The organism is Thermoactinomyces mirandus, assembly GCF_013868055.1.
GTDB lineage: Bacteria > Bacillota > Bacilli > Thermoactinomycetales > Thermoactinomycetaceae > Thermoactinomyces > Thermoactinomyces mirandus.
In genome coordinates this window covers 1-21,992 of the sequence record NZ_JACEOL010000061.1, presented here as the reverse complement: position 1 = coordinate 21,992, position 21,992 = coordinate 1, and the positions used below count along the sequence as shown (strand labels likewise).

Genomic DNA, 21,992 nt, shown 5'->3' with positions numbered 1-21,992 from the left:
ATCATCAACCGGTATTTGCTGAATGCTTGTAAATAAGGTGTGAATATGCAACGAATGGGGAGTTTGCCATGAAATACGTAATTGGGGTGGATCTGGGGACCAGCGCAGTCAAGATATTGCTGGTGAATCAGAATGGGCAAGTGGCAAGGGAAGTATCAAAACCATACCCATTAATCCAGGAAAAAGCGGGATACAGCGAGCAAAATCCCGAAGACTGGGTGGATCAGACAGTTGCCGGACTGTCTGATCTCCTGAAATACGGTGATTGTAATCCGGAGGATATTGAAGGGCTCAGCTTTTCCGGGCAAATGCACGGGCTCGTTTTGCTTGATGAAAATAACCAGGTGTTGCGTAACGCCATTCTCTGGAATGACACCCGTACGACCAGTGAGTGTCAGGAGATCTATGCGGGGGTCGGGAAAGAACGTTTGCTTCAAATCACCAAGAATCCGGCCCTTGAAGGATTTACATTGCCCAAAATTCTTTGGGTGAAAAATAATGAACCGGATGTGTACCGCAAAGCGAAAACGTTTGTTTTGCCAAAAGATTATGTACGCTATCGGCTGACCGGAAAACTGCACACGGAATATTCCGATGCGGCAGGTACCTTGTTGCTTGATATTACTGAGAAAAAATGGAGCAATGAAATTTGCGGCCTGTTGGGAATCGATGATAAATTTTGCCCGCCATTGACAGAATCCTATGAAGAAGTTGGGACGATTACCCCTCAAATTGCCAAAGTTACAGGTCTGTCAACTTTAACACGTGTTTTTGCGGGCGGGGCTGACAATGCATGCGGAGCGATCGGGGCCGGGATATTGCAGGACGGAAAATCGATGGTTAGCATCGGCACTTCCGGTGTTTTCCTGTCTTATGAACCCGACGGGAATAAAAACTTTGCCGGGAAAGTTCATTACTTTAACCACAGTGCACCTGACTCATATTACACCATGGGAGTTACCCTGGCTGCCGGATACAGCTTGTCCTGGTTTAAAAACGTCTTTGCCAAAGGGGCCGGATTTGACGAATTGCTGGCGGATGTGGATCAGGTGCCGATTGGTTCAAACGGGCTGCTTTTTACTCCATATATTGTCGGGGAAAGGACCCCCCATGTGGATGCAAACATCCGCGGCAGTTTCATCGGCATGGACAGTTCCCATCAGCTGAAGCATTTTGTCCGTGCGGTTCTGGAGGGAATCACTTTTTCGTTAAATGAGTCGGTTGAAATTTTTCGTGAGCACGGCAAAAAGATTGATACCATCGTTTCGATTGGAGGTGGAGCCAAAAATGAAACCTGGCTGCAAATACAGGCGGACATTTTCAACGCCAGGATTGTAAAACTTTCCAGTGAGCAGGGGCCGGGCATGGGGGCTGCCATGCTGGCTGCGTATGGCTGCGGATGGTTTGCCACCCTTCAGGAATGTGGCGATCAGTTTTTGAAAGTGGATAAGGTTTACGATCCGATTGAAGAAAATGTCGAGAAATATAAAAATCTGTTCAATTTATACAAAATAATTTATCCGGCTACCGCTCTATTGAATAAAGAACTGATGGAATACAGGAATTAGAAAACAGAATTCTGTACTTTGGAGATCAATGTAACTGTTTCAACTCTTTTAAGTGGATAGGAGGAAAAGATTAAGAGCCCTTTTTCAGCCAAGGGTCTTATTCTTGAAAAAGATGAGCATTAATAAGAATACCCTGTATGTTGCAGCCATCACATTGGTTGCCACCCTGGGAGGTTTACTCTTCGGATATGATACTGCGGTAATTTCAGGAGCAGAGCAAGCGATTGAAGTTTATATGATCAACAGTCTGGGACTTGGCTCATTTGCTCATGGATTAACTGTTTCTTCCGCTCTGATCGGTTGTATTATCGGCGGAATCATTTCCGGATTTTTCTCAAACCGGATCGGGAGGAAAAATACCCTGATGCTGGCTGCCGTTTTATTTATCCTGTCAGCCTTGGGGTCTGCTTATCCGGAATTCCTGTTTTTCAATGTGGGGGAACCAACATTTGGGGTACTGATCATGCTTAACTTGTATCGGATTCTGGGGGGAGTCGGTGTCGGGCTGGCATCTGCGACCTCTCCAACCTATATCGGGGAAATTGCTCCTGCGCATATTCGCGGAAGACTGGTTTCGTGGTACCAATTTGCCATTATCTTTGGGCAACTGGTGGTATATGTTGTGAACTGGAGTATTGCCAACGGCCAATCTTTTGCATGGATTGTTGACCGGGGCTGGCGATATATGTTTGCTTCAGAAACCATACCTGCGCTTTTATTCTTTATTTTGCTGTTCCTTGTCCCTGAAACGCCCCGTTTTCTGGTTTCCAGGAAAGATGATAGTCAGGCATTCAATATTCTGGAGAAAATCAACGGTTCCAGAGAAAAAGCAAAAGAAATTCTGTCAGATATCCAGCTCTCTTTAAGCAAGCAACAGACAACCGGAAAACTGTTTTCCTACGGGAAAGTGGTTGTCATCGTCGGTATTTTGCTGTCCGTGTTCCAGCAATTTGTCGGGATCAATGTCGCCCTGTACTATGCACCACGTATCTTTGAAACGATGGGAGCAGGGCAAAATGCCTCGATGGTTCAAACCGTTGTTATGGGGATCGTAAATGTCATATTTACCATTGTTGCCATTCAAACCGTAGACAGATGGGGAAGAAAACCGCTGTTAATCTCCGGTTCGGTCGGAATGGCCATTGGAATGTTTGGAGTGGCAACACTAGCCTATTTCGATGTTTTTGGCCTTTGGACACTGATCTTTATCATTTTCTATACAGCTTCATTCATGATGTCATGGGGTCCCATCTGCTGGGTATTGCTCTCTGAAATCTTTCCCAACAAAATTCGTGGACAGGCTATGGCCATTGCGGTTGCGGCGCAATGGGCAGCCAACTTCTTCATTTCCTCAACCTATCCGTCCATGATTGAATTCAGCGGGGCATTAACCTATGGGTTCTATGGGGTAATGAGTGTTCTTTCCGCCATTTTCGTACTCAAATTGGTTCCTGAAACAAAAGGAAAGACCCTTGAACAACTGGAAAAACTGTGGATCAAAAACCGGCATATTTCTCTTCCAAAGCAACATCGGAGCTGATCACATGAATATTGAATGGGAAAAAATTAAAAAAAACAGGCGAGTTTTCAGACTGGTCAATGACCGGAACATGTTGGTGGAAATTCTGAACTATGGGGGAATCATTACAAAAATCCTTGTTCCCGATCAAAACGGGAAGCGGGAAAATGTTGTCCTGGGATATAAAAATTATCGGGATTATGAAGTGAATCCCCATTTTTTGGGGGCGTTGATCGGGCGTGTGGCCGGCCGGATCAAAAATTCCTGTTTTGAACTGGACGGAAAGCGTTACCGGTTGGAAAAAAATGATGGCTGCCACCATTTGCACAGCGGTTCAAACGGGTTTCACCATGTGCTCTGGGAGGCAAATCCATTTGAATCACCTGGGGAAATCGGGCTTGAACTGAGTTATCTGAGCAGGGATGGAGAAAACGGATATCCCGGAAATGTCAAGGTGCTTGTGATTTACAAGTTGAACAATGACAATCAGCTGGTGATTGAATACAGAGCAACTGCAGACCAGAAGACACCCATTGCCCTGACCAACCATTCCTATTTTAATCTGACAGGAAATTTAAAAGAACCGGTTCACAATCATGTGGTTCAAATGAATTGTTCCCGATTTGCCGAACTGGACCATGAGCTGATTCCAACAGGCAAAATCCTGGAAACACAGGGGACATTGTTTGATTTTGCAGCCGGAAGAAAGCTGGGTGAAGGAATAATGGCCGGATCCGGACAAAATAAAATTGTTGGAAATGGATATGACCATTATTTCATCTTTAACAGCAATGAACAGGGGAAAGTAACCGTAAAAGACGAAGCCAGCGGCAGGGTTCTGACAATCCGGACCAACCAGCCGGGAATGGTGATGTATACCTCCAATAACCTGGATGAAGGGTTGGAGCTGGCTGAAGGGAAATCACGGAAATATCTGGGAGTCTGTTTTGAAACGCAGGCTTCTCCCGCTTCTTTGCATCATGCCGGTTTTCCGACGGCACTGTTGAATGCAGGTGAAAGTTATCAAAAGTGGACAGCGTTTCAGTTCACCGTTGAAAGCAAATAAATGGTTTTAGCTGATTGTGTTCGTTTCCATGTTGGAAAGCTGATCTGGAAGATGGAGATATATTAGTCACCTCCTTTACTGACCCCAGCTGGACACCATTGTTTGTATTAATAAAAGGTTTGGTCACCGAAGTTGGCGGACTGATGACCCATGGAGCAGTTATTGCACGTGAATATGGCTTGCCAGCCGTTGTCGGAGTAGAATATGCCACCAAACTGATAAAAGATGGGCAACGAATTCGCGTAAATGGAACAGAAGGGTATATCGAAATATTGTGATTGCTGAACACGTCAAGATTTAATCAGTTGCACTGCGGGATTTGTTTTCTGAGACAGCAGCAACTGTTTGTACTCTGACGATGAAAATTACAAATCGAAGGAGTGTTGAATCTAATTATCAGGGTACAAGAGGAACAGATTCAGGGCAGATATTGGTTTGATAACTGTTTCTCAATAAATTCAATTTTAGTTCAGTTGCCCAAAATCCTTTGTATTGGAAATCTTCTCTTTCGGGTTGTTATACTTGTGATTGCGTCTTCTTTTTTAGGAAAACTGGTTTTTTTGTTGTTTATACCAAACCCCCCTTCAGAAAAGATGAAGGGGGGTTCCTGTATTTATCCCATTTTTTTAACCGGCGTTGCTTTATCCAGTTGGACATGCCCGTTTCGGATGACCTTGTTCCAACCGACTGATACTTCTTTGAAGGCAAAAAAGAAAGAACGGAGCACAACATAAGACATCAGTTGCCGGTATACAAAGCGCTGGATAAACAGCCAGATGAGCGGCTTGGGACTTTCCTTTTCCAATTGAAAGGCGAAATAGGCAGCCATCAGGTCGAACAGCAGAAAGGCGGCATAGAACATCATCGTGGTTAAGGCATGTTCAGTGAACAGACTTAAGATGCAGAGCAGGTCGACGAATAGGGAAAAAGTCTGTACACCATACTGGAAAATCCACATGTTGGGAAGTGAAATAAATCCCAGTGCTTTTTGCTTTCTGGAGAAAAGAGCGCCCCTGTGTTTCCACAGACATTGCAAAGTTCCGTAAATCCAGCGGGTACGCTGTTTAATCAAACTTTTCAGGTCTTCAGGCGCCTCAGTGTAGGCAAGCGCAAGCACTTCAAATTCCACTTTGTACCCGTGGCGCAATAGTGTAATGGTAATATCGGTATCCTCAGCCAGTGTGTCATGCTTGAAGTAACCCACTTCTTCCACCGCCTTTTTGCGCCATGCGCCAATTGCTCCCGGAACGACAGGGATACAGTTGAGATCATCAAAAGCCCGTCTTTCCAGATTGAAACCGGTGATATACTCCACATGTTGCCAGAGGGTAATCAGGTTTGTGATGTTTCCCACTTTTACATTTCCTGAAACGGCGGCAACCCTTTCATCCTGGAAATGTCTGACCAGAAGGGGGATCGTATTCTTTGCGATCAGGGTATCTGCATCGATGGATACAATAATTTCCCCTTCGGCGAAGCGATAACCCCGATTAATGGCTGCGGTCTTGCCGCTGTTGGGCTGCGTGATAACCCGCACCTGGGGATTGCCGGCAAATTCCTTTTTGATTACCGCTTCTGTCTCATCTGTAGACCCGTCATTGACAATAATTACTTCAAGCGGGGCGTATCTGCTCTCCAATACGGAATGAATGGTTTTATTGATCACTTTTTCCTCATTGTAGGCAGCAATGACCACACTCACCATCGGATTGAAGTGAAGCAGTTCCGCTCCCCGGTTCAGCCATTGTACGCGCCGTTTAAACTTGATCCGCTGCCGGAAGGAAAAATACATCAAAAAGGCAACGCGGACAAATCCGATTCCGATCCCGGTATAGATCAGGAAGGTGAAACTGTGCTGAATTAGGCCCCAGACAGTATATACCGCCTTGACAAAAGGCATATAAATCTTTTCTTCCGGCTGAATCGGCGGCATGATCTGATCTCTAGTTTTTCCAGTCAGCTCACTGGCCGTTACGAACTGGTACCCCTCAGCTTTCAGTTTCTCGATTATAACGGGAAGGGCTTTTACGGTTGCGGAACGATCACCGCCTGAATCGTGAAGCAGTACAATATGCCCAAGGTTCAGCTGTTTCATGACTCGATCGGTAATCTGGCTGCTGGGAGGATTTTGCCAGTCAAATGTCTCAATGTTTTTGCTGATCATCGTGTAATTATTCAGGCGTCCCCGTTCCATTGCCCGGATTTCATCAAGGGTTTGGGGTTCGGATTCCACCTGATAGGGCGGTCGGAAAGTGGTCATGGTGTGGTCGGTAAAAGCCTGGAACAGGCGTTGTGTCGAATGCAATTGCAACTGCACCAGGATCGGGTGAATTTGTCCCAGATGCGGATGGGAATAGGTGTGATTGCCGACTTCATGTCCTTCTTTGTAAAGCCGCTCTACCAGATCATGGTTTAAAACACCATTTTTCCCTGTAATGTAAAAAGAAGCTTTTACATTGTGTGCCTTCAAAATATCCAGAATTTGTGGAGTATAGGTGGAATCAGGCCCGTCGTCAAAAGTCAGGGCGATTTTTTTCTCTCCAACTTTGCCATATCTCCGAACCTGGAGTGGAGCCGAGGGGGACTGGTAGTCGACATGTTCAATCCAGTTTCCGCTTCCCTGCATAATCGAACGGCTGCCTGCCTTGGATCTTTCCGTAACATAAAGGATTTCCCCTTGTCCCTCATATTCGGGAATCGGGTTGCTTACCTGCAGCATTTTTGAGACGGCGTTCTTGTCCCCATCCAGCAAATCCCAAATGGCTTTGTCTTCCGAGCCCAGCCTCCAGAAAGCAATTCCCTTTGCTCCGTATTGATGGACAACGCGAAGCTGGTTGAAAAAGGCGGGGGCATCCAGAAACCAGACAATGTGTTCATTATTTCCTTTTTTGTAGCGAAGGTAGGGATTGCTGCTTGCCTGGTCCCATTCCACATTCAGGTCATGCCGGTCTGACAGCATCATCACCTGATTGAAGGTCAGGGGTTCTGCAGAACTGCTGCTTCCAACAATCCAGTCGTATCCGTATGTACCCAGACTGATAATGCGTTTGGAGGCAGGAACCGGCAGGTTTTCCAGAGATTCTTTCACCCAGTTGAACGATGCGATGGGCCCTGGCTCGCCTTCTTCATCATGTTCTTCGTACAGCATAATATCCAGATAATCGGCATATTCAGAGAGAGTCTTGTAGTCATAAGCCGGGTTATGAACCGGAACACTGTGGATCACTTTCAGTCCGTCACGATGGAAAACAGAAGACAATTCTTTCATGAATTGTGTCAAACGTTTCTTGTCTTGTGCCCTTACTTTTTCAAAATAAATATTAATTCCCGCATAGCCCTGTTTTTTAACGTCCTGATGCAATTGCCGGATCAAGGCATTCTGTTTTTGCGGTGAAGCCAGCATACGGCGGATGGCAGAACCATCCCAATCTTCGCCGGCAAAATTATTCAATCTGGGAATAATTTCAACATGGTGTTTTTTGGCCAGCTGGTCCACCGTATTATCCTGTTTGATATCCAGCTCCAGGTCTGAGTTGATTGAATACCATTCAGGAATAAGTACGTCAATGTCCTTGATATGCCCCAGCGTGTTCAAGTCAAACCATCCTTTTGAATCCCAGGGAACATAATAAGCATAAGTCTTGATGTCTTTTTGGTTTTCCTGTCCCGCAACTCCATCAAACTGAGGTTTCTGTTTCTCCGAGGGATCCAGCTTCTGGCGGACAGGCTGGATCGGGGACTCAGAAGTTGAATCCTTGAGAAACGGAGTGACAATCGGATGATCGTACAGGCTAATGCCAAATACAGTCAGACTGACCAGGGAGAGAATCCCCAGAATCAGTGACGTTCTTTTCAAAAACGTCCATCTTTTTCCCCGGTCATGAAAAACAAACATTTTTCTGTCATTGGGTAAATTCCGGATATGCACATCTCTATAAATGAGACGAAAGGCCAGATAACATAATAATAAAAAAAGAGTTCCCGTTATGATGTGCAGGGCCACGTCATCAGGAGAGGAAAAAAACCGGTCAAGTCCCAGCCGATAAGCTGCCACGACAAAAAGTGAATATAACAGGGAAAGGCAGATACCGACATAAACAACCAACAGGTTCAGGCGAAAGATGAGACTCAGGACTAATCCGGCGATCCATGCCGAATGGCCGATCGGCAGGATGCCCAGCAAAACACCAAGTGTACCGCCAACGGCTCTTCTTCGATACGAGCCCAGAAAAAATACAGAAAAAATCACATTCGCTATTTTTCTTCTCATTTAACAATACCTCTCTACATACATAGAAAAAACTTAATTGAATAAATTCAGCTTGATGAACCGATTGCTGCAGGAATGGAGATGATAGAACCGTTTTTTGACGCAATAGATTTATGAATGACAGAATTCTATTGTATACAATCAAAAAATTCGTATACAACTTTAAATTTAGTGCATATTTTTCTTATGTTCAATTGATAGACAAAAAAGCATCTTTTTTACAGACCGGATGACTGACACATGAGCCGCAGATTTACAAGTATTTTACCAGTGTGCTTTCATCAGTCAGGAGTTTTTTTTAAAGAGGTGCTGTTTCAAAAATATGGAATAAACCAGATATAACGAATTAATCACGCTTAACATATTGATTTCTTCCAGGACATTTATATACGGATGGTAGAACGGGCCCTGATTCCGTTTGGATTGCATCATATATTTTATATTCCCATCCGGTTTTCGGAAGTGGGCGGAACCTATACCACTCTTACCGGAACGGTTGTATCCGGGGATACGGCGATGTATATGGCCCAGCTTGCCGATAAACAGGTCAATGATCTGGTTCAAATAACGGCTGGCCGATTCATGGCCGGGAAATTTCCATTTGTCCTGTTTGGCCTGCCAGCCGTTGCCCTGGCGATGTACCATATGGCCAAACCGGAAAACAAAAAAGCAGTAGGCGGATTATTGCTGACTGCTGCCGGAACTGCTTTTTTAACAGGAATTACCGAACCGATTGAGTTTACTTTCCTGTTTGTTGCCCCGCTGTTGTATGTTTTCCACACATTTATGGCCGGATTGTCATTCATGCTTATGTACATCCTGGATGTCAATGTGGGATATGCCGGTGGTTCCGGAATTATCGATTTTACCCTGTTTGGTATTTTACCCGGTGTCGGTGAACCGTGGTGGTATGTTATTATCACAGGGTTGCTGATGTCTGTCGTATTCCGATGGGCCATCAGGAAATGGAACCTGCTTACGCCGGGACGAGGAGATGAGGATTCCAACCGGCTTTATACCAAAACCGATTTCGAACAGAAATCGAAACAGAAAGCAGCAACGGAAACAAATGAGAAGCATATGCGATCCTTGAAGCGCTGGGCGGAAAAGAGAATATTCATCATTTGGATGCATGCATTACCTGTTTGCGGGTTGGCGTTTATAGCAAAGGAAATGTGGATAAAGAAAAGTTGAGGGCGCTCGGCGCGGCTGGGGTATTGGAAGTCGGTAACGGAATACAGGCCATTTTTGGGCCAGATTCAGACACCATAAAAAACCGGATTCTCAGTTTTCTCGAACAGGAACAAAACAAGCCGGCAAATAAATTTGTCATTTCCGTAATTGCCCCTCCTGTCTGGAGAAGCAGTTCCTTTGGAGAAAGTGCCCGATCAAGTATTTTCACAAAAAATGATGGGTGACGGAATTGCCATCCGTCCCTCTGACGGGAAGATCGTTTCTCCGCTCAACGGGGAAGTCGTCCATATATTTCCGGCTAAACATGCTATGACCCTCCGCTCGGAAGAAGGAGTGGAATTGCTTGTTCATATTGGATTGGATACCATCCGTTTGAATGGTGAAGGCTTTGATCTCAAAGTTTCACCCGGAGACAAAATAAAAACCGGTGCTCCCCTGGCGGATGTCCAGATCACCCGGATTGCGGAAAAAGGTTATGATGTAATGACACCGATTATTGTACTGAATAGGGACCGTTTTAAGGTTGATAGGTCAAATGGTCCATCCACGGTGACAGCGGGAAAAGATATGTTGATCAGGGTCATCAAGAAATAAGAGAGACTTTTTTACGGTTGGCTATCGAATAACTTCGATAGTCTTTGTTTTTATGCCAATCGCTTATTTAATAAAAATTAAGAAAATATACATGAGAAATAAATAAAAAATTAAAATAAACCTAAAGCACCTTAATATAATAAAATTATTGATCAGAAAATATAAATATTATATTTTTGTGAATGGTAATATATAACTATTTTTCCGGGATTCGATATCCTTTAAAATGATAGATACATAAGCGGCGTTATATAAACGCCGGTTAATTTTCAGAAGTGAAGTGATGTAAAAACCATTGCAGTTGAAGAACATTCGTGGCCGGGGAACATGAACTGTTTAAGCGTTTCAAGGGGTTCAATCCGTTGTGTTTGGATTGGATTTGGTAAAATAGTAAAATAGTAAGCGAAAGAAAACAAGAATACAAGATTAAAGAGGAGAGATGGATGATCAAGAAACTGCTTTCCATACTATTAATTTTCAGTTTAATTCCCGTTGCATGGGGAGTAGGCGTTCAACAGGTGAAGGCGGAGACCAGCGGAAAAAAACAGTTGGAAGATGTTCGCGATCAGAAGAAACAGTCGGAAACTGAGATGGAAAAAATTGAAGACTTGAAAGTAGAGACCCAAAAAGAATTGGGAAAAATCGAAACAGATATCACCAATCTGGACAAGCAAATCGCAGAACTTAACAAGAAAATTGCAGCCAACCAAAAGCATGTTGACAAACATGAAAAAGTCTTGAGTGAACATTTAAGAAGAATGTATGTGCATGACTCTGGCACCTATTTGTCGCATATGTTAAATTCCGACTCATTTAGCCAGTTCCTGGAGCGCTTTGAAATTGTCCGCTTACTCATGAAGGAACAAGCAGATGTTTTTAATAAATATTTGGATATGAAGCATTCGCTGGAAAAAAACAAAAAGGATTTGGAAGCCAAGAAGAAAGCCCAGGCAGAGCTTTTGAAAAAATCGGAAGCCAAAGTGAAAGAGATTAACGCCAAACTGGCAAAGTATAAAGATCAATTGGATCAGCTGGAAGCCAAAGAAAGAAATCTGTTGCAAAAATATGCCGGAGCTTTTGGCGGAGGCGGCGGAATTCTCGCTTTCCCCAGCACACGGGGAACGGTTTACTGGAATTACGGACAGAACCGTGGCAGTCATATCCATGCGGGAATCGATATTCCCCGTCCTGTCGGCACACCCATTTTTGCAGCGGAGTCCGGAGTCGTGCAATCGATCCGGTCAGACCCCAACGGGTATGGAATCTATGTAATTATCAGGCACAATAACGGTTTGTCCACACTATATGCACATATGTACCGTTATCAAGTGATTGTAGGTGCGGGACAACGAGTCTCCAGGGGACAGCAAATCGCCTCTGTCGGGAACAATGGCAGGTCAAGCGGACCCCATTTGCATTTTGAGGTACATAAAAACGGATCACCCGTCAATCCCAGATCTTACCTGCAATAAGTATGGAAAAGCCACCTGAACGGTTCTTTATTTCAGGTGGCGTTTTTTATCCATTGATGGTTACATGGTGAGTGCTGCACGAAATCTGACCAGACGTTTTTTTAGCAGGTTTAATTGCTCCTTTTTCTGATTATCCAGTTTTTCCGGGGGTACGGAAGTCATCAGGTATATATACAAGAAGAGATTGCGGTATTCCAAAAACAGATCAATTTGCTCTTGCCAACCTTTTTCCAAATGATGTTCCAGAATATACCCTTCCATGAAAGCATTCAAAAAGAGATGTTTATATGTGTTTTGGACCTCCTTGGGAACGGATTCAAGCGCATGAAACAGAAACGTTGCAATATCGTATGTAAAAAAATGATATTTGACATGGCTGAAATCGTACAATGTTATATTGTCATTCGAATCCACCAAAAACCCGCCAGGCTGAAAATCATTGTGGATCAGTCCATATGACTGTTCCGTTTGGGGAAGCGTGTTGATCTTTTGTCTAAAAACATTGAAAAGATCAGTGATCCAACCCTCTATATACGATAAGTCACGGTAAAAAACTTCTCCCTCATTCCATTCTTCAAAGAACGGAACCGTTTCCCCGGCATGGAAGCGGGTGGAGAGGGAGTGGATTTTTCCCATGATTTTCCCGATCAGGCGCAGCAGCCTGGGATTCCAGGCATCCGGACTGGAAGTGTTTATTTTTTCCCCTTTTCCTTTTTTGAAGGAAACAATGCAAAAAGGAAGGGGTAATTTGATGATTGTTTCTACCGCCTGGCTATTGGCAGACAATACTTGTTCGGGGATCGGGATTCCGTTTTTGCGCAGATAGGAGATCCATTCCAGCTCCGAATAGAGTTGGCTCCGGTCTTTGGCCGCAATGGGGATCAGTTTTAAAATGCACGGTGTCCCGTTCCGCTCATATTCGTAAACATTTTTGTAAAATCCCCCCAGTAATTTGAGTGTTGCTTCATCCCCTTGAAATTTACGGCATGCATCTTGGACGATTTCTTTTTTCCACATATATGAATACCCACCTATCTTAATTCATCAATGCTTTTTATTTCATCATAACATTAGTATAGGCGATGCTTCTATGAATCCCTGTGGACAATCGGGAAACTTGTCTGGAATCAGAAAAAGATCTGTACCATCATTTCTGGAGAAGGGAAAAAATATTGCTCTGGACTAAAAAAAGCTATGCACATTATCATAGAAGGGGCTTAGGTTGAAGGAGTGAAAGAACGTGGTGAAATTACCCCCGCCAAAACAGGCACAGAAAGGGGCATGGTTGAGCATTGCCGTTTATATTGTTTTGTCCCTTTCAAAATGTTGGGCCGGATTGCAAACCCATTCGGAAGGAATGTTTGCAGACGGATTAAACAACATCTCTGACATTTTTTTATCAGTAGCTATTTTAATCGGATTAAAGGTATCCCAACAGCCGGCAGACCAGAATCATCCATTTGGACATAGCAAAGCGGAAACCATCGCCACGCTGGTTGCTGCGTTTTTCATGATTTTTTATGGCAATTGAGATCTGTATTCGGGCTGTCCAGGCAATCTTCGTCCCCCGGCAGACTTCCATTGATTCATGGGCTTTATATGTATCTGTCGGGTCGGCAATCATTTTGTTTGCCGTTTCCATGGCCAATTTTATTTTGAGTAAAAAAACCGGCAGCCAGGCATTGTATGCTGCGGCACAGGACAATCGGTCGGATGCGCTGGTAAGCATCGGAACAGCCATCGAACTGTGGGAACCAATATTGGCTGGCATTGGATAGATCCATTGGCTGCAATTGTAGTGGGTGTCATGATCCTGAAAACGGGATGGAAAGTCGGGCGGCCGTCCATTGACGGTTTGATGGATGGTTTTGACAAGGAAAAGATGGAAGAGATCAAATTGCGTGTTTTGATGATGGACGGGATTGATCAGGTAAAGGAATTGCGTGCCCGTTATCACGGCCCGCATGTGTTTATAGAAATGACAATCGGAGTCAATGCCTGCCAGTGGAAGAAAGCCACAATCTGACTGAACGGGTTGAGGAAGACCTGATCGGCTTCGACAATATTTGCCATGTACATATTCATGTAGAACCGTCAAACTTCAGCACGATTGAACATTCCATGCCTGCAAACTGGGAAAGCTGACCGGGGAAGGGGGCTGACTGCCTGTTGGAAAAAACCGGTTTGTTTCTTGAAAGCCAATGCAACCTTTTCATCTGGCAAAAGTTCAGAAAAGGTTGCAGCTTTTATATTACTTTTAAAAATATTGACGAGATGTAACTAATATGACATACTATTGCATAATAGAAAATCATTAATTTAATAAATAATTTCAAATTAATTTGAAAACGGAAAACCGGCTTGCAAGCGATCACGAAACAAGGCAGGAGGGGCTTGGATGAACGGTGGTATTGTGATTTCATTAAGTATTTATATGATTAGCATGCTTGGAATCGGATATTTCGCATATCGACGGACTTCAGATTTATCAGACTATATGTTGGGAGGGAGAAATCTGGGGCCAGCCGTTACTGCCTTGAGTGCAGGGGCATCTGATATGAGTGGATGGCTGCTCATGGGATTGCCGGGCGCGATGTATGTAGCCGGGCTTAGCAGCGGATGGATTGTTGTAGGTCTTACCATTGGCGCCTATTTGAACTGGCTTTATGTTGCCCCCCGTCTTCGCAGTTATACGGAGATGGCAAATAATTCCATTACGATTCCGGATTACTTTGAAAATAGATTTCATGATTCATCCCGTATTTTGCGAATTGTCTCAGCTTTGGTTATTTTTGTGTTCTTTACCTTCTATACCTCTTCCGGCATGGTTTCCGGCGGGGAATTATTCAAATCGGCTTTTCAGATGGATTACGCTTGGGGAGTCTGGTTAACGGCCGGCGTTGTGATCCTGTATACCCTATTTGGCGGTTTTCTGGCAGTAAGCTGGACAGATTTTGTGCAAGGGACAATCATGTTTATCGCTTTGATCCTGGTTCCGGTTGTTACGCTCATGGAAACAGGGGGATGGGAACCGACGTTTACGGAGATTAACGCTATTGATCCCAGCTTGCTTGATGCGTTAAAAGGGACAAGTGTCATCGGTATTATTTCCCTCATTGCCTGGGGGCTTGGGTACTTTGGACAGCCGCACATCATTGTCCGGTTTATGGCTATTACTTCGGTAAAGGAAATGAAGAGCGCCCGCCGGATCGGCATGGGATGGATGATTTTTTCCATTGTTGGTGCGATGTTGACCGGGCTGCTTGGAATTGCCTATTTCCATCAAACAGGCCAGACATTGGCCAATCCGGAGACCGTTTTTATTGTGCTGTCTGATGTGCTGTTTCACCCGGTCATATTCGGGTTTTTGCTGGCTGCCATTCTGGCTGCGATCATGAGTACCATCTCTTCGCAACTGCTGGTAACTGCAAGTGCATTGGCAGAAGATTTCTACAAGGCTTTCGTGCGCCGATCAGCTTCAGACAGGGAACTGGTGCTGGTTGGAAGGTTATCCTTGTTGATTGTTTCCATGATTGCATTATTTCTGGCGTTAAACCCGAATGAAACGATTTTGAATCTGGTGGGTTATGCCTGGGCCGGTTTTGGCTCTGCTTTTGGCCCCGTGGTGCTTTTAAGCCTGTATTGGAAACGGATGAATAAATGGGGGGCCCTCGCAGGGATGGTCACCGGTGCCCTGACCGTAATTGTTTGGGAACAGATTGAGGCATTCGCGGAAATTTACGAAATGATTCCCGGCTTCCTGGCCTGTACGGTGGCGATTATTATTGTCAGCTTGTTGACTGCAAAACCTTCGGCGAAAATCTTGTCCGAGTTTGATGAAATGGTAAGGCAAACCAAATAGACCCAGGAAGAGAAGCTATTCTTAAATAGAAAGCTTCTCTTTCGTTTCATAATATTTCTTCATTAGATACCAGATGCAGATTTTGAATTTGGACTTTAAAATTATGTGTTTCCGTTAACCTGATTGCTTTTTTTATAGGGAACGATTGCCTTTGAATACATTTTTTGTTGATAGAAGCAATCGCGAAGTGCTGAGAGTGCTTTAATGAATCTGAGAATGTCATTTGTCTTTTGTCCAACTTTTATAGCCTTTTCGAAAGATGATTGGGCATTTTCCCATTGTTCCGACTTCATATAAAGAAGACCTGGTTGTGTATAAGCGGATACGAACAAATACTCTTTGGATATTTGATTTTTTAAAGTTATGCTGTAAGAAAACAATTCTTTACTCTGTCAAATTGACCTGTTTCAACGTAAAGAGTACCAAGAAGAGTTTACAAGTCAAGTCAAATGGATAATGCTTAAATTTTTGTCCTTTTTTGGCCATAAAAATCACCCCTTAAAATAGTTCGGCAACCATAAAGATTTTTCCGTGTCTATTTTAAGGGGTGCACATCAAGTTTTCAGAAGGGGGTGATTTTCAGTCTGAGAAGCCATCTTATTTTTGACAGCTTTTTTTTGCAAATTTTCACAAGGCGCGGGAGTATTGTTCAGGACCGAACGATGAAATGTCCTGTTTTCGGACTGCATTCAGCACCCAGTACGGATTGCGGAGTAACTCGCGTCCGATAAATACCAGGTCAGCGCGTTCATTTCCCAGAATCTCTTCCACCTGTTCCGGTGTGGTAATAAGGCCGACAGTCCCTGTTGCCATGCCTGTTTCTTTTTTGATGGCATCGGCAAAGGGAACCTGGTAACCCGGATAAATTTTCCCGGGTTTTGTTGGGAGGAGACCGCCGGAAGAAACGTCGATCAGATCAACACCCCAGTTTTTCAGTTTGTGTGCCAGCTGAATGCTGTCTTCCAGCTGAATGCCGTCAGAATCGTGATCCACTGCTGAAATGCGAACATATAATGGACGTTCTTCTCCCCATACGGTTTTGACAGCCTCAATCACTTTTTGCAAAAAGAATGCGCGCCCGTCCAGATCGCCGCCATATTGATCGGTTCGCTTGTTGCTCAGGGGTGACAGAAATTCGTGAATCAGGTAGCCGTGCGCGGCGTGAATTTCGATGATGTCGAATCCGCTTTCTTTGGCACGACGGGCTGCCTCTTTAAATGCAGCAATCACGTTTTGAATTTCTTCATTGGTCATGGCTTCCGGCATTTTGCTTTGGTCATCAAACGGGATGGCGCTGGGAGCGATGACCGGTTCCGGAGTGTTAGCCTTCCTGCCGGCATGTGCCAGCTGAATCGCTGTTTTTACACCCTGGCTGTGGGCAAATTGGACAATCTCCCTTAATCCGTCGATCTGACTGTCATTCCATAGTCCCAGATCTTTTGTGCTGATTCTTCCGCGACGTTCAACAGCTGTTGCTTCAACCATGATCAATCCGACTTTCCCGGTTGCCCGGGTGCCATAGTGAACACGATGCCAATCGGTCACTTTCCCGTCTTCTTTGGCAGAATACATACACATGGGAGACATGACGATGCGATTGGGAAGTGTGACATTTTTTTGTGTGAATGGTTGAAACATAAGGGACATCAATTTCACCTTCTTTTTTTTCTGTTACTTATTTTAGATTATTATAACATATTGGATATCATGAGCTATACAGTCAAGTGATCTGTCTGGTCTGTTATTTTATTATTGGTAGGAATAAATTTTTCTTATACTTTAGAAAATAAGACTGCATAATAAGTGATCTTGACCGCTTTAAAAAGGCTCTGTTATGATTATGTTGATTTTTATTAATCCTTTTACCGTATATGTTTGGGAATAAGGCCTGAACGTCTCTACCCGGCTACCTTAAATAGCTGGACTACGGTTGATAGGTCTTCGGATATCCAGGTGAATTTCTTCAATAATAGAAATGTATTTTTGAAGAAAGTGGAGGACCGGGGGTCCTATATCGCCGGAGCGGTATAGGTCCCGGTTTTTTTTATGGTCGGCGAAAGGTTATATAACAAAAAAGGGGGTTACGCTTATGGAGAAACCACTAGAAAGAGTTGTTGTTCTTGATTTTGGAGGACAATACAACCAGTTGATTGCCCGGCGGATCCGGGATTTGGGTGTGTTCAGTGAATTATTGCCTGCCAGTGTTTCAGCAGAAAAGATTCAGGAAATGAAGCCGAAGGGAATTGTCTTTTCTGGTGGGCCGAACAGTGTGTATGACGAAAAATCACTGAAATGTGATCCGAAAATCTTTGATCTGGAGCTCCCGATTCTCGGGATTTGCTACGGGATGCAAATGATCGCTTACCACTATGGGGCAAGAGTGGAACGCGCACACAAACGGGAATATGGAAAAGCAGAACTGGAAGTCGTTTCTGACAGCCCGTTGTTCAAAGATTTGGATGACCGCCAGCAGGTCTGGATGAGTCATAGTGATGTCGTCGTTACCGCTCCATCCGGCTTTCGGGTTGATGGAAAAACTGATTCGGCTCCCGTTGCCGCGATGAGCAATCCGGAAAAACAGGTCTTCGCGGTACAATTTCACCCTGAAGTTCGACATACCGTTCATGGCTACGAGATCATCAATCGCTTCTTGTATGATGTATGTCATTGTGCCGGCAATTGGAGTATGGAGACATTTATTGATGACGCTGTGAAAGAGATTCGGCAAACGGTTGGGGATCAGAAAGTATTGTGCGCTTTAAGCGGGGGCGTTGATTCTTCTGTTGTCGCAGCTTTGATTCACCAGGCGATCGGAGATCAGTTGACATGCATGTTTGTGGATCACGGTTTGCTGCGAAAAGGTGAAGCGGAGAGCGTTGTGAAGACATTTGGGGAAAAATTCAAGATCAATCTGGTAAAAATTGATGCCAAAGAGCGCTTTTTAAGCAAGCTTAAAGGGGTTACTGATCCGGAACAGAAACGGAAAATTATCGGCAATGAATTTATCCGGGTGTTTGAAGAAGAATCGGACAAATTCGGAGACCACCGTTTTCTGGGACAAGGTACCTTGTATACCGATATTATTGAGTCAGGTACTGATACCGCCCATACGATCAAATCCCACCACAATGTCGGCGGCCTCCCCGAGGAAATGAAAATGAAATTGATCGAACCGCTGAATACCCTGTTTAAGGATGAGGTTCGCAAAGTAGGAGAAGAGCTGAACCTTCCGGAAGAAATTGTATGGAGACAGCCTTTCCCGGGACCGGGATTGGGGATTCGCGTCATTGGAGAGGTTACGGAAGAAAAACTGGAAATTGTGCGGGAATCCGATGCGATCTTGCGCGAAGAGATCAAAAAAGCAGGCCTGGACCGTGATGTCTGGCAGTATTTCACTGTTTTGCCCGATTTCAGAAGTGTGGGTGTGATGGGGGATGTCCGTACGTATGCCTATACGATCGGTATTCGTGCCGTCACTTCAATCGATGGCATGACCGCTGACTGGGCACGCATTCCTTACGATGTACTGGAGAGAATTTCAAACCGAATCATCAATGAAGTCGATGATGTAAACCGAGTGGTATATGATATTACCTCCAAACCGCCATCAACGATTGAATGGGAATGATTAAGCAGGAAAGGGAAAAATTTATGTTAAAAATCCATCGCTATTTTCGCTTGCAAGAATACCAGACCAATGTAAAAACAGAAGTCCTCGCCGGAGTCACCACGTTTTTTACGATGGCGTATATTCTGCTGGTTTCTCCATCCATGCTGGGAAAAACCGGGATGGATTTGGGGGCCGTTTTTGTAGCAACAGCTCTATCAGCCGCCATCGGCACCTTTTTGATGGGGGTCATTGCCAATTATCCGATCGCGCTGGCCCCCGGACTTGGCTTGATTGCCTACTTCACGTTTACGGTTGTTCTGGGAATGAAAGTGCCCTGGCAAACAGCGCTGGGAGCTGTTTTTATCTCAGGAATTATCTTTTTTGTATTGACGGTTACCAAAATCCGTGAACTGATTATCAACGTAATTCCTCCGGGCCTGAAATATGCGGTTTCCGCCGGAATTGGAATTTTTATTGCTTTTATTGGCCTGAAAAATGCAAATATCATTATCGCTTCCGAATCCACTTATGTGGCGTTTAACCCGCAGCTGACGGAAACGCCGGATATTCTGCTGACAATCTTTGGCCTGTTTGTTACGGTTGTGTTAATGGTAAGAAAGATCAAAGGGGCAATTTTTCTCGGGATGCTGATTACTGCAGTGACTGGCATGCTAACCGGGCAGGTCCATGTGCCGACCCATTTCTTTGATTTTCCGCCAAGCATTGCACCCACTTTTATGAAGTTGGACGTTACGGGGGCACTGGAACTGGGATTGTTTACGATTGTATTTGCCTTTCTGTTTGTCGATTTGTTTGATAATGCCGGAACATTGATTGGTGTTGCCAGCCAGGCGGGACTGTTGAAAAACAATAAACTTCCCCGTGCCGGAAGAGCCCTGTTTACCGATTCCATTGCCACCATGATGGGGGCTGTCTTTGGCACCTCAACGGTTACTTCCTATATCGAATCGTCTGCCGGTGTGGCAACCGGTGGACGTACCGGATTAACCTCGGTTGTAACTGCTTTATGTTTTGCGGTGGCGTTGTTTTTCTTCCCGCTGGTAGAGTCCCTGGCCTCCGTGTCTGCAATTACCACCCCCGCTTTGGTAGTTGTCGGAGTGCTGATGGCGGGAAACTTGAAAAAGATTGAATGGGAGAACCTGAGTGAAGCGATTCCGGCCTTTATGACTGTTATATTTATGCCGCTTTCGTTCAGCATAGCAACGGGAATCGCCGCCGGCTTTGTCCTTTATCCTGTCTGCAAGCTTGCAGCCGGTAAAGGTAAGGAGGTACATCCGGTCGTATACATTCTGGGGGTTATATTTGTACTGCGGTTTGCCTTTTTAGGGGCAATTTGAATGAAATAACAGGAATGAGGAATGGCCTTATATATGAAAAAGGAAAACAGGTTCTGAAAAACGCATCCGACCATAAATTCGTTTTGAGTTTTTTCCAGTCGAAGAAGCTTGAGTTTGTTGACAAAGAAGTAATTTTTAGAAGCGGAGTAACTTCGCTGCGAGTTGTCCACATATCAGTCCGGGGCTTTCTCCAATCGGAGAAAGCTCTTTTTTTGCATATTTTGCAAATCAATTCGAAGACTAGAAGAAAGGAGGAATTATGATGTGGAAAAAAAGAATGATAATCGGAATAAGTATGCTGATTTTAATGCTTGCCTGTCCGGACAGCGGATTGGCAAAAGACATCTGCCAGGAGGTCAAGCCATCTGTCTGCCATGCAGCCAGGCAATTGGCAAAGCAAAAAGAGGCTGCGGTAAATAGCCGTCAACTCCATTTATATCTGGAAACCATCGATCCGGAAAAGCCGATGTACCTGCAGGAACAAAAAAGGTGGTTCCAGGATGCTATTCAGGTGATTGATCCCCGTTCTTTTCATTTGCATCTCCGATCTGTCAGACCGGATGGAAACCGGAGATTGCTGTTCAAAATGGAACAAAAGTACTCTGTCAAAGGACAGGTGATTGAATACCAAATCCCGTTAACTTTGCGGTTTACCAATAAAGGCTGGAAAGATGCAGATCTTTCTTTTGAACAGTTGGGAAATGATTGGATTACGGTTTATTTCACAGATCCTTCTTTAAAAACAAAAGCGCAGATTGCTTATCAGACTTTGAGTAAAGCGGTTCCCCTGCTACAACAAAAATTTGACTGGAAGCCGCAAAAAATTGAAGTCAAATTATATCATTCTTCCAAGCTGTTCCATCACTCAGTAAAACCTTCATTGCCCAGGTGGGCGGGAGGTTGGCATGAAGCCGGGCAATCGATCAAATTTGTGGCAAACGGACTGGAACCGCGTTTATTGGCTTCGGGTCTGATACATGAACTTGTCCATCAGATGGTGAGTGATCTGACCAATGACAATGCTGCCTACTGGCTGCAAGAGGGAGCAGCCATGTACTATGAAGCGAATTTGATGCCCGAGTTGTGTGTGATTCATGATGCAGGTCATCTGAAAGAAGACTGGACCTTGTCGGAATTGGAAAGCAGACAACTGGAAAAACTGCCGGCCCAGGAGGCGCACCAATACTATTTACACAGTTATGTCTGGTATGAAAAACTAATGAAAAAATATGGTGAGCAGGAATTCAAAAAGCTGTTTGCCCATTTGAAGAAGTTTCCCTATATCGATAAGGAAAGTGACCAAAAGAGGAACGAACTGAATCTGAGAACACGTGACGCATTATCGGAGATTTTCCATGTCTCAGGGCGCTGATCAAATTTATTTATAAAAAATGCAAAAAAAGTGTTGACATATGTTTTGGAGGGAGATAGAATACTGTTTGTCGCCGCGAGAAAGCGGCAAACAAAACAAAGTGTTCC

18 protein-coding genes, 1 pseudogene and 1 riboswitch are annotated in these 21,992 nt (G+C 44.5%); of the genes and pseudogenes, 16 read left to right on the top strand and 3 right to left on the bottom strand.

The annotated features are described in order from the left end of the window. Window positions 1-68 precede the first annotated feature (68 nt). The 4 genes and pseudogenes from xylB to H2C83_RS15315 form a co-directional block, all read left to right on the top strand. The gene (gene xylB / locus H2C83_RS15330) at window positions 69-1,568 is read left to right on the top strand and encodes a xylulokinase (protein WP_181742058.1); all 1,500 of its coding nucleotides are present in this window, start codon (window positions 69-71) and stop codon (window positions 1,566-1,568) included. A gap of 112 nt (window positions 1,569-1,680) precedes the next feature. After that, a complete protein-coding gene (gene xylE, locus H2C83_RS15325; RefSeq protein WP_181742057.1) occupies window positions 1,681-3,108 on the top strand; it encodes a D-xylose transporter XylE in 1,428 nt (475 codons plus the stop codon). Window positions 3,109-3,112: 4 nt separating this feature from the next. Next, window positions 3,113-4,153, top strand: coding sequence for an aldose epimerase family protein (locus tag H2C83_RS15320; RefSeq protein WP_181742056.1), 1,041 nt, complete (start codon window positions 3,113-3,115; stop codon window positions 4,151-4,153). A 38-nt stretch (window positions 4,154-4,191) separates the two neighbouring features. After that, window positions 4,192-4,431, top strand: a pseudogene (locus tag H2C83_RS15315) (PEP-utilizing enzyme); the annotation flags it as partial. Window positions 4,432-4,766: 335 nt separating this feature from the next. Here the strand turns inward: H2C83_RS15315 and H2C83_RS15310 are convergent. Next, window positions 4,767-8,423 (bottom strand): glycosyltransferase, encoded by a 3,657-nt coding sequence (locus H2C83_RS15310; protein WP_181742055.1) that lies wholly within the window; start codon window positions 8,421-8,423, stop codon window positions 4,767-4,769. 393 nt (window positions 8,424-8,816) lie between these two features. Here H2C83_RS15310 and H2C83_RS17925 point away from each other — a divergent pair, with 393 nt between their 5' ends. The 4 genes from H2C83_RS17925 (at window position 8,817) to H2C83_RS15300 (ending at window position 11,683) form a co-directional block, all read left to right on the top strand. Continuing rightward, a complete protein-coding gene (locus H2C83_RS17925; protein WP_246333959.1) occupies window positions 8,817-9,617 on the top strand; it encodes a PTS transporter subunit EIIC in 801 nt (266 codons plus the stop codon). After that, on the top strand, window positions 9,548-9,841 hold the full coding sequence (locus H2C83_RS17920) for a PTS sugar transporter subunit IIB (protein ID WP_246333958.1): 294 nt from the start codon (window positions 9,548-9,550) through the stop codon (window positions 9,839-9,841). Before H2C83_RS17925 ends, H2C83_RS17920 begins: the two co-directional genes overlap by 70 nt. Next, on the top strand, window positions 9,804-10,211 hold the full coding sequence (locus H2C83_RS17915; protein ID WP_312853938.1) for a PTS sugar transporter subunit IIA: 408 nt from the start codon (window positions 9,804-9,806) through the stop codon (window positions 10,209-10,211). Before H2C83_RS17920 ends, H2C83_RS17915 begins: the two co-directional genes overlap by 38 nt. Before the next feature lie 443 nt (window positions 10,212-10,654). After that, entirely contained in the window at window positions 10,655-11,683 is a 1,029-nt protein-coding gene (locus H2C83_RS15300) for a murein hydrolase activator EnvC family protein (RefSeq protein WP_181742054.1), read from the top strand. 60 nt (window positions 11,684-11,743) lie between these two features. On the opposite strand, the gene H2C83_RS15295 is transcribed toward H2C83_RS15300, so the two are convergent. Then, window positions 11,744-12,700 carry a phosphotransferase enzyme family protein gene (locus H2C83_RS15295; RefSeq protein ID WP_181742053.1) on the bottom strand — a complete coding sequence of 319 codons (957 nt, stop codon included), beginning with the start codon at window positions 12,698-12,700 and terminating at the stop codon, window positions 11,744-11,746. Window positions 12,701-12,923: 223 nt separating this feature from the next. On the opposite strand from H2C83_RS15295, the gene H2C83_RS15290 reads away from it, so the two are divergent. The 5 genes from H2C83_RS15290 (at window position 12,924) to putP (ending at window position 15,545) form a co-directional block, all read left to right on the top strand. After that, window positions 12,924-13,214, top strand: coding sequence for a cation diffusion facilitator family transporter (locus H2C83_RS15290; RefSeq protein WP_181742052.1), 291 nt, complete (start codon window positions 12,924-12,926; stop codon window positions 13,212-13,214). Then, window positions 13,204-13,461, top strand: a complete 258-nt coding sequence (locus tag H2C83_RS15285) for a cation efflux transmembrane domain-containing protein (RefSeq protein WP_181742051.1) — start codon at window positions 13,204-13,206, stop codon at window positions 13,459-13,461. Before H2C83_RS15290 ends, H2C83_RS15285 begins: the two co-directional genes overlap by 11 nt. Further along, window positions 13,431-13,709: a cation diffusion facilitator family transporter gene (locus H2C83_RS15280; RefSeq protein ID WP_181742050.1), complete on the top strand. Its 279-nt coding sequence runs from the start codon at window positions 13,431-13,433 to the stop codon at window positions 13,707-13,709. The genes H2C83_RS15285 and H2C83_RS15280 overlap by 31 nt, the downstream gene beginning before the upstream one ends. Beyond that, window positions 13,688-13,828 carry a hypothetical protein gene (locus tag H2C83_RS15275; RefSeq protein ID WP_181742049.1) on the top strand — a complete coding sequence of 47 codons (141 nt, stop codon included), beginning with the start codon at window positions 13,688-13,690 and terminating at the stop codon, window positions 13,826-13,828. Before H2C83_RS15280 ends, H2C83_RS15275 begins: the two co-directional genes overlap by 22 nt. A 253-nt stretch (window positions 13,829-14,081) precedes the next feature. Continuing rightward, entirely contained in the window at window positions 14,082-15,545 is a 1,464-nt protein-coding gene (gene putP / locus H2C83_RS15270; RefSeq protein WP_181742048.1) for a sodium/proline symporter PutP, read from the top strand. A gap of 627 nt (window positions 15,546-16,172) precedes the next feature. On the opposite strand, the gene namA is transcribed toward putP, so the two are convergent. After that, window positions 16,173-17,195, bottom strand: a complete 1,023-nt coding sequence (namA, locus tag H2C83_RS15265) for an NADPH dehydrogenase NamA (protein ID WP_181742060.1) — start codon at window positions 17,193-17,195, stop codon at window positions 16,173-16,175. 195 nt (window positions 17,196-17,390) lie between these two features. Then, a riboswitch (purine riboswitch) is annotated at window positions 17,391-17,492 on the top strand. A 142-nt stretch (window positions 17,493-17,634) separates the two neighbouring features. On the opposite strand from namA, the gene guaA reads away from it, so the two are divergent. The 3 genes from guaA (at window position 17,635) to H2C83_RS15250 (ending at window position 21,885) form a co-directional block, all read left to right on the top strand. Then, a complete protein-coding gene (guaA, locus tag H2C83_RS15260; RefSeq protein WP_181742047.1) occupies window positions 17,635-19,173 on the top strand; it encodes a glutamine-hydrolyzing GMP synthase in 1,539 nt (512 codons plus the stop codon). Window positions 19,174-19,196: 23 nt separating this feature from the next. Further along, window positions 19,197-20,513 carry an NCS2 family permease gene (locus H2C83_RS15255; RefSeq protein WP_220184214.1) on the top strand — a complete coding sequence of 439 codons (1,317 nt, stop codon included), beginning with the start codon at window positions 19,197-19,199 and terminating at the stop codon, window positions 20,511-20,513. Window positions 20,514-20,772: 259 nt separating this feature from the next. Further along, entirely contained in the window at window positions 20,773-21,885 is a 1,113-nt protein-coding gene (locus H2C83_RS15250; RefSeq protein ID WP_220184213.1) for a peptidase MA family metallohydrolase, read from the top strand. The last annotated feature ends 107 nt before the right edge of the window (window positions 21,886-21,992 follow it).

Coding starts and splice junctions, on each gene's coding strand:
- H2C83_RS15320 (WP_181742056.1), top strand. CDS start 3,113: ATGAATATTGAATGGGAAAAAATTAAAAAAAACAGGCGAGTTTTCAGA.
- H2C83_RS15250 (WP_220184213.1), top strand. CDS start 20,773: ATGATGTGGAAAAAAAGAATGATAATCGGAATAAGTATGCTGATTTTA.
- putP (WP_181742048.1), top strand. CDS start 14,082: ATGAACGGTGGTATTGTGATTTCATTAAGTATTTATATGATTAGCATG.
- H2C83_RS15310 (WP_181742055.1), bottom strand. CDS start 8,423: ATGAGAAGAAAAATAGCGAATGTGATTTTTTCTGTATTTTTTCTGGGC.
- H2C83_RS15255 (WP_220184214.1), top strand. CDS start 19,197: ATGTTAAAAATCCATCGCTATTTTCGCTTGCAAGAATACCAGACCAAT.
- H2C83_RS15295 (WP_181742053.1), bottom strand. CDS start 12,700: ATGTGGAAAAAAGAAATCGTCCAAGATGCATGCCGTAAATTTCAAGGG.
- H2C83_RS15285 (WP_181742051.1), top strand. CDS start 13,204: ATGGCAATTGAGATCTGTATTCGGGCTGTCCAGGCAATCTTCGTCCCC.
- guaA (WP_181742047.1), top strand. CDS start 17,635: ATGGAGAAACCACTAGAAAGAGTTGTTGTTCTTGATTTTGGAGGACAA.
- H2C83_RS15300 (WP_181742054.1), top strand. CDS start 10,655: ATGATCAAGAAACTGCTTTCCATACTATTAATTTTCAGTTTAATTCCC.
- xylB (WP_181742058.1), top strand. CDS start 69: ATGAAATACGTAATTGGGGTGGATCTGGGGACCAGCGCAGTCAAGATA.
- H2C83_RS17925 (WP_246333959.1), top strand. CDS start 8,817: ATGGTAGAACGGGCCCTGATTCCGTTTGGATTGCATCATATATTTTAT.
- xylE (WP_181742057.1), top strand. CDS start 1,681: ATGAGCATTAATAAGAATACCCTGTATGTTGCAGCCATCACATTGGTT.